The organism is Embleya sp. NPDC008237, assembly GCF_042956465.1.
GTDB lineage: Bacteria > Actinomycetota > Actinomycetes > Streptomycetales > Streptomycetaceae > Embleya.
Genome location: NZ_JBIBGL010000001.1, coordinates 406,850 through 412,878, shown reverse-complemented (window position 1 = coordinate 412,878; position 6,029 = coordinate 406,850). Strand labels below are relative to the sequence as shown.

Here is a 6,029-nt window from a genome sequence, read left to right as displayed (position 1 = left end):
CCCGCCCCGCGGCCCTCGGTCGGGCGGGGCCCCGGGGGGGCGCCCCCCGGGCGGCCGGGGGGGGGGGGGGGCGGGGCCCCCCCCCCCCCCGGCCGGGTCGGCTCACCTCACCCGGGCGGGCTCACTTGTAGCCGCGCGCCCACAGCAGGCCCCACCCGTACTCCCGGTCCAGCTCCGCCTGATAGCCGTGCACGTAACGCACCTCGCGCCGGACCACGATCTCGTCGCCGTGGTTCTCCACCACCGCGACCGCGCACGTGTGCGCCTCGCGGGCGTGCTCGTCCAGCCGCACCTCGATCGGCAGACCCGCGTTCGGGAACAGCGTGACCACTCCGTTGACCTGGTCGAACGCCGGGATGCCCTCGTAGATGTAGACGAAGATCAACAGGCGGCGCACATTGCGCGCCTGGTCGATGTTGATGAACAACGTCTCACCCGACGCCGATCCGGACCGGTCGTCGGTGTCCAACCGGACATACGGCGGCTGGCTGAACGCCCCGTACAGGTTGCCCAGCGCCTGGACCACGCCCTTGGAGCCGTCGCTCATCTCCCACAGGCAGCCGAGGTCGAGGTCGATCTTCTGCGGCAAGGGCGGCGCCTGCACCGCCAGGGGCCGGAACAGGCCGCCGCTGCGCTGTCTCGGCGGCGCCTCCTCGACCTGCGGGTTCCAGTGCAGGTTGACCCGCAGCGTCCCGGTGGCGGAACCGGCCTGGGTCAGTGAGACCTCGGGCGTCGAGCGGGTCAGCGCGACCTTGTGCCCGCCGTGCTCGGGCTCGCGTTCCATCAATCCGCGACGCCAGTCGAAAAGCGGCATCAAGCCCTCCCTGATCCCCCGGCCCGCACGCGTACGCGTAGTGGCGGCTTCAGTACACAACATAACCGGGCGCGAAAAAACCGGTACCGCGCCCGAATCGTGCTCGGGCGCGGTACCGGTCGCGGGTCGCGCGTCGACCGCCGGCCGACGGCTAGGCGTCGACCTTGGCCGCTTCGCTGTTCTGCCCCGGAACGTGTCCGATCCGCTTGTTGCGCATGATCGAGGAGATCAGCGCGAGGCCGATGAAGCCGACCCCGACCACGCCGGTGATCACCTCGTGGATCTCCCACTTGATCGACACCAGCAGGATCGTCGCCAGGGCGCCGATCGCGTACATCGCGCCGTGCTCCAGGTACACGTAGTCGTCCAGCGTGCCCTGGCGCACCAGGTAGACCGTGAGCGACCGGATGTACATCGCGCCGATGCCCAGACCCAGCGTGATCATCAGCAGGTCCTGGGTGATCGCGAACGCGCCGACCACACCGTCGAAGGAGAACGACGCGTCGAGCACCTCGAGGTAGAGGAACATGAAGAACGCGGCCTTGCCGGCGGCGAGCTGCACGGGCTTGGGGCCGCTGCGCCCCTCGGCCTTGGCCGGCTCGGCGCCCTCCTCCTCGGCCTCGTCCTCTTCATCGTTGATGTGCGCCAGCGTGCCGTGCGTCTCGAAGTAGTCCGAGAGCCCGCCGACGCCCAGGTAGGCGATCAGGCCGAGCACGCCGGCCACCATGACCGTGCCCTCCTTGTGCGCGGGCGAGAGCGTCTGGGCGACCACCACGAGCGCGATCAGCGCGATCAGCGTGGAGAGCACGTCGAAGTTGCCGAGCTTGCCGGTGAACCGCTCCAGCGGGCCGACCCACTTGTGCTCGCGCTCGTCGTCGAACATGAAGTCCAGGAAGATCATCAACAGGAACAGGCCACCGAAGGCGGCGATCGCCGGATGCGCCTCGTCCAGGTGCTGCGCGTAGGTCATCCCGTCGATCATCTTGTCGTCGTGGAACGCGAGGTCCACGACGTCCATCGGGCCGATACCGGCGGTCAGGCTCACGATGAGCAGCGGGAAGACGAGCCGCATGCCGAAGACGGCGATCAAAATGCCGATCGTCAAGAACATCTTCTGCCAGAAGGCATTCATCTTCTTGAGGATCGTGGCGTTTACTACAGCGTTGTCGAAAGACAACGAGATCTCGAGGATCGACAGGATCAGCACGATGCCGAATCCGGTCGCCCCCCAGAAATACGCGGCGACGGCGAGACCGACTGCCGTCACGCCGAACGACCAGCCGAACGTACGGATTACCACGGATGAGGTCCTTATCTACCTGGGGATTGCATCTCCGGGTGGGTCATCAGGAAGACCGGCCCTCATCCCCCACCCGAGAGACCTCGGGAAAGGTGTCAGGGCCGGCCCCACCGGGTGACCGACCCTGACACAACGTCAGTACGTGCTCATTGCACGCTGACGCCGAAGTCGAGTGCGATCCCCCGCAGGCCCGAAGCGTACCCCTGCCCTACTGCGCGGAACTTCCACTCCCCCTGGTAACGGTAAAGTTCTCCAAAGATCATGGCAGTCTCGCTTGACGCATCCTCGGTCAGGTCGTAACGAGCCAGCTCGTTGTTGTCCGCCTGATTCACGATCCGGATGTAGGCGTTGCGGACCTGTCCGAAGGTCTGCCCGCGCATCTCGGCGTCGTAGATCGAGACCGGGAAGACCACCTTCTCGACCTGCTCGGGGACGGCCATCAGGTCGACGAGGATCACCTCGTCGTCGCCGTCACCATCGCCCGTGAGGTTGTCGCCGGTGTGCTCGATCGAACCCTCGGGGCTCTTGAGGTTGTTGTAGAAAACGAAATAGTCGTCGCCGAGCACCTTGCCCGCACCACCGCACAGCAGCGCACTCGCGTCCAGGTCGAACGAGGCGCCCGTGGTGGCACGCGCGTCCCAGCCCAGACCCACCAGCACATTGGTGAGATTGGGTGCGGCCTTGCTCAGCGAGACGTTTCCGCCCTTGGCGAGGGTGACCCCCATCGATTCCTCCTGATCGTCGTACATTCGCTTCAACCTTGCCACGCCCCCGACCCGGCGGGACCCCCTTTTTGCACAGCTCAAGGCGTGCACAGGCGCATATTCGACCGCGGTGCGCGCGAGCCCACCGAGTCCGGGACGGCGAACGCCCGCCGACCGCGGGTGCGGTCGACGGGCGTTCGTGATGTCTCGCCTGTCAGACGTTGACTCCGAAGTCCTTGGCGATGCCGCGCAGGCCCGAGGCGTAGCCCTGGCCCACCGCGCGGAACTTCCACTCCGCGCCGTTGCGGTACAGCTCGCCGAAGACCATCGCGGTCTCCGTGGACGCGTCCTCGGTGAGGTCGTACCGGGCGAGTTCCTTGTTGTCGGCCTGGTTCACGATGCGAATGAACGCGTTGCGGACCTGGCCGAAGCTCTGCTGGCGCGTCTCGGCGTCGTAGATCGAGACCGGGAAGACGATCCGCTCGACATCCGCCGGAACACCCGCCAGGTTGACCTTGATCGCCTCGTCGTCTCCCTCGCCCTCACCGGTGGTGTTGTCACCGGTGTGCTCGACGGAGCCGTCGGGGCTCTTGAGGTTGTTGAAGAAGACGAAGTGCCCGTCCGACGGCGCCTGACCACTTCCGTTGAGCAGGATCGCGCTCGCGTCGAGGTCGAAGTCCGTGCCGGTGGTCGTACGCACATCCCAGCCCAGGCCGACCAGAACAGCGGTGAGGCCCGGAGCCTCCTTCGAGAGCGAGACGTTGCCGCCCTTGCTCAGGCTGACGCCCACGAGTCCTCCAAAGGTTCATGGAGCAACTGGTGCCCCGGAATTTTCGCCTACAGACGTGACAACGCGCCGATCCTAGTCAGGAGTTCCTGACCGGCGGGAGTCTCGCCGCGGCATGGGTACCCCGGCCCGGCCCGACCTACGCCCGAACCGGCCGGAGAACCCTCGACCGCGCGCCGAATCCAACGATCAGACGCTCGCGAGCGCCTTGAGGTACTCCGCCTCGTCCCGCGCGTCCGGGATCGCGTTGACCACGCTCCACTTGATCACGCCCTCCTTGTCGATGACGAAGGTCGCCCGCACGGCGCAACCCTTGTCCTCGGCGAAGACGCCGTACGCCTGCGCGACCCCGCCGTGCGGCCAGAAGTCCGAGAGCAGCGGGTACTCGTAGCCCTCCTGCTCGGCGAACACGCGCAGCGAGAACGGCGCGTCGCAGGAGACGGCCAGGACCTGCACGTCGTCGTTCTGGTAGTTCGGCAGATCGTCCCGCAGCGCACACAGCTCACCGGTGCACACACCGGTGAACGCGAACGGATAGAAGACCAGCAGGACGTTCTTCTCGCCACGGAAGTCCGCCAGCCGAACAACCTCGCCGTGCTGGTTCTTGAGCTCGAACTCGGGGGCCTTGCTACCGATCTCGACGGCCATGATGCGATCTCCTTGTCCCAGGCGACGTCCGCCTCTCAGCGGCGAGCCTAGTCGGGGCCCGCAAAGCCCCTCGGCCCGGCCGGCCACGATCCCCAGCCGGCCCGCGACCCCTTCGGCCGAGGCTGCCGGCCGGGCTCGGGACGGCCCGGTTCAGGAACGGGGGCGGGTCAGGGTCGGGAGGAGCGCGGTCATCCGGCCGACGCTGCCCAGGGCGGTGGCGGTCAGGCGCAGGGCCGGGCCGCCCGGGAGGCCCGGGACGTGGTCGAGGAGCGGGGCCAGCGCGAGCAGGCCGGGCAGGTTGTGCGGCTTGAGTTCGCGCCGGGCCAGCAGGGCCGGGACGGCCCGGCGGCCCGCGGAGGCGTCCAGCAGCAGGGCGGCGGAGCGGGCCTCGACGGCGGGCAGGCCGGGGCGGCCCGGCGGGAGCGGGAAGACCTCCCAGCCGACGCCCTCGGTGCCGGGCGCGGCGAAGCCCCAGCCGCCGCCGGGTACGGCCAGCCCGGTCCGGGCCCGGACGCCGTGTCGGGCGGCGAGCGCGCCGGTGATGTCGGCCAGGGCCAGCACCCCCGCGTCGAGCAGCACGGCAGGCGGTTCGCCGGCTCCGCACGGGGCCAGGTCGAGCGCGTGCACGGCCAGTTCGTAGGCGATCGCGCCGAGCTGGGTGAGCAGCGGGACCGGGCCGACCTGGGAACCGGTGCGGGCCAGGGCCAGGGTCGGGTCCTGTGCGGTCGCGTCGAAGGCCGCGGCCAGCCGGACCCGCCCGTCGTCGAGCGCGGCGAGCAGCTCCGCGGCTGTGGCGTCGCGGTGCGTGTCGACCAGGCGCGCGTTGACGTCGTCCTGGTGCATCGGGGCGGCATCCGGGGCACGTCGGCCGCGGGCCTCGGCGAGCAGGCGGGCCAGCAGCGGGGCCTCGGGCCAGGACGCGAGATGGGTGATCACGGCCCGCCCGTCCCAGCCCGTCAGCCGGGACGGCGCGTCCGGGTCGACTCGCGCGACCAGATCACGAAAGGCGTCCCAGGCGGCAAGGGCCCGCCCACGCTGCACGGCGACGGACATGGAGGCGACGCCCCACGGGCCACTCACGATCTCGATCGACGACATGCCCGCATCCTCCCCCCAATCCCTTCGCCCCAACGTGCCCTCGCGACTGGGGCCACCCGGTTCGCCACACCGACGACTCCGGCGCCCCGAACCACCCACCGCGCCCACCCTCGCGAGCCGGCGCCGAAGGCGCCCGACAAGCAGCAGGACCCCGACCGGTGACGGAATCACCGCTCGAGGTCCTGCGTTTCGTCTGCTTACCGCAGTGGCGTCGGATTACTTCTTGCCGCTGCGCACCGCCTTGGGCGATACCAGACGGGTCGCCGACCAGTCCTTGACGGCGCCGAAGCTCGTCGTGCGGGCCAATCCCGCAGTCGGCGCGGCCTCACCGATATCCGAGGGTTCTACATATCCGTCCCGGCCGGTCTTCGGGGTCAGCAGCCAGATATGGCCACCATCCGTGAGCGTGGCGAGGGCATCCACGAGGGTGTCGACGAGGTCGCCGTCATCCTCGCGGAACCACAGCAGGACGACGTCGGCAACGTCTTCCTCGTAGTCCTCATCGACGAGTTCGTTGCCGGTGAGTTCCGCGATCTCCTCGCGCAGCTCCTCGTCCACGTCGTCGTCGTAACCGAGCTCCTGGACCACCTGTCCGGGCTGGAACCCAAGTCGAACGGCCGAGTTGGCCCGTTCTTCCGCGTGGTCCGCGGTCGCGCTCACGAATTAACCTCCCTTGTC

Annotated in this window: 7 protein-coding genes; all 7 read right to left on the bottom strand. The window is 68.9% G+C overall.

Features of this window, described 5'->3' with window-relative positions; all coding sequences use genetic code 11:
- Positions 1-121 precede the first annotated feature (121 nt).
- The 7 genes from ACFZBU_RS01700 to ACFZBU_RS01670 all read right to left on the bottom strand — a co-directional run bounded on the left by ACFZBU_RS01700 (position 122) and on the right by ACFZBU_RS01670 (position 6,011).
- Entirely contained in the window at positions 122-814 is a 693-nt protein-coding gene (locus ACFZBU_RS01700) for a Tellurium resistance (protein ID WP_391581432.1), read from the bottom strand.
- A 151-nt stretch (positions 815-965) separates the two neighbouring features.
- Positions 966-2,114, bottom strand: coding sequence for a DUF475 domain-containing protein (locus tag ACFZBU_RS01695; RefSeq protein ID WP_391581431.1), 1,149 nt, complete (start codon positions 2,112-2,114; stop codon positions 966-968).
- Positions 2,115-2,260: 146 nt separating this feature from the next.
- Positions 2,261-2,839, bottom strand: coding sequence for a TerD family protein (locus ACFZBU_RS01690; protein ID WP_026219140.1), 579 nt, complete (start codon positions 2,837-2,839; stop codon positions 2,261-2,263).
- Between the two features lie 193 nt (positions 2,840-3,032).
- Positions 3,033-3,608 carry a TerD family protein gene (locus ACFZBU_RS01685; protein ID WP_391581430.1) on the bottom strand — a complete coding sequence of 192 codons (576 nt, stop codon included), beginning with the start codon at positions 3,606-3,608 and terminating at the stop codon, positions 3,033-3,035.
- A 186-nt stretch (positions 3,609-3,794) separates the two neighbouring features.
- On the bottom strand, positions 3,795-4,253 hold the full coding sequence (locus ACFZBU_RS01680) for a peroxiredoxin (protein ID WP_020554992.1): 459 nt from the start codon (positions 4,251-4,253) through the stop codon (positions 3,795-3,797).
- Positions 4,254-4,403: 150 nt separating this feature from the next.
- Positions 4,404-5,351 (bottom strand): maleylpyruvate isomerase family mycothiol-dependent enzyme, encoded by a 948-nt coding sequence (locus ACFZBU_RS01675; RefSeq protein ID WP_391581429.1) that lies wholly within the window; start codon positions 5,349-5,351, stop codon positions 4,404-4,406.
- 216 nt (positions 5,352-5,567) lie between these two features.
- The gene (locus ACFZBU_RS01670; RefSeq protein ID WP_026217985.1) at positions 5,568-6,011 is read right to left on the bottom strand and encodes a DUF3052 domain-containing protein; all 444 of its coding nucleotides are present in this window, start codon (positions 6,009-6,011) and stop codon (positions 5,568-5,570) included.
- Between the last annotated feature and the right edge of the window lie 18 nt (positions 6,012-6,029).

Coding starts and splice junctions, on each gene's coding strand:
- ACFZBU_RS01700 (WP_391581432.1), bottom strand. CDS start 814: ATGCCGCTTTTCGACTGGCGTCGCGGATTGATGGAACGCGAGCCCGAG.
- ACFZBU_RS01690 (WP_026219140.1), bottom strand. CDS start 2,839: ATGGGGGTCACCCTCGCCAAGGGCGGAAACGTCTCGCTGAGCAAGGCC.
- ACFZBU_RS01680 (WP_020554992.1), bottom strand. CDS start 4,253: ATGGCCGTCGAGATCGGTAGCAAGGCCCCCGAGTTCGAGCTCAAGAAC.
- ACFZBU_RS01675 (WP_391581429.1), bottom strand. CDS start 5,351: ATGTCGTCGATCGAGATCGTGAGTGGCCCGTGGGGCGTCGCCTCCATG.